This is a genomic window from Streptomyces nanhaiensis (assembly GCF_046614825.1).
In the GTDB taxonomy this organism is placed as follows: domain Bacteria; phylum Actinomycetota; class Actinomycetes; order Streptomycetales; family Streptomycetaceae; genus Streptomyces; species Streptomyces radiopugnans.
In genome coordinates this window covers 1-1,094 of sequence record NZ_JBKJFM010000351.1, presented here as the reverse complement: position 1 = coordinate 1,094, position 1,094 = coordinate 1, and the positions used below count along the sequence as shown (strand labels likewise).

Sequence of the window (1,094 nt, the reverse complement as noted above, 5' to 3'; positions counted from 1 at the left end):
AAAGAAGAAGAGGGAAAAGGAGATAAAAGGGAGAAGGGAGATAAGAGGGGGGATAGACAGAGAGGGGAGGGGGCTGTGGAAGGGGAGGGAGAGGGGCAGTAGGGCGGAAGAAGGGGGGGACGGGGAACCGGGCGGCTCGGCAGACGCAAGGAAGGAACGCAGCAGCCGCGCCGACCGCTCCAGCACCCGGGCCAGGGCCAGCCTCACGTCCTGCGGGCGCTCCCCCTGCTCCAGCACGGCCGTGAGCAGGGGGGCGAGGCAGCCCGGGACGGCGTACAGCCCCGGGGTGGCGGTGGTGCGCAGCAGGCCGAGCCCGGTAAAGGCCTCCAGTGTGGCCGCGGCCTCGTCCGCCCGGCATCCGGTGAGGGCCGCGGCGGTGTGGGCGTCGGCGAGTCCGGCCGGGGCGAGCGCCAGCAGGCGCAGGAAGCGCGCGGCCGGGGGCGGCAGCGAGCCGTGGACCAGGTGGAAGGCGCGCACCAGCGGCCGGGCGACCGCGGCGGTACGGGCGCGGGGCCCGGGGACGGCGGCTCGCGCGGGACCGGGAGGACCACCGGGGAGAGCGCCGGGAAGACCGCCGAAGTGGCCGCCGGGCACGCGTCCCGACGCGTCCTCGGGCGCGTGGGCGTCGTCCGCCGCACCACCGGGCAGGTCGTCGGGGAGAGCGGTGAAGCGCCGGGCCGCCTCGGCGACGGACGCCGTGGGGTGGGCCGCCAGCCAGCCGCCGACCAGGACGAGCGCCGCGGGACGCCCGCCGCACGCCTCGGCCAGGGACTCCGCGGCACGCGGATCGACGGTGACCCGGGGGGTGTCCCCGGCCCGCTTCTCCAGCAGGGCGACGGCCGCCTCGGTGCCGAGACCCTCCAGCGTGCAGGGGCGCACGTCCGGGATGCCGGTCAGCGGCCCGCGGGAGACGGCCAGCACCAGGCATCCGCGGCCGTCAGGCAGCAGGCCGTGAAGCTGTTCGGGAGCGGCCACGTCGTCCAGGAGGAGCAGGGCGCGGCAGTCCGCCAGGGCGGCGCGCAGCGCCTCGGCGAGCTCCACGCCCCCCGCACCGGCGGGAGGCGCGGCCGGGGGGCCGCCGGCCGCGCCGCGGG

At 77.7% G+C, this 1,094-nt stretch carries 1 protein-coding gene; it reads right to left on the bottom strand.

Annotation, left to right across the window (positions count from 1 at the left end):
- Positions 1-1,041, bottom strand: a 1,041-nt coding sequence (locus ACLIYP_RS30535) for an NB-ARC domain-containing protein (RefSeq protein WP_412716311.1), incomplete at its 3' end; no start/stop codon positions are given.
- Positions 1,042-1,094 lie beyond the last annotated feature (53 nt).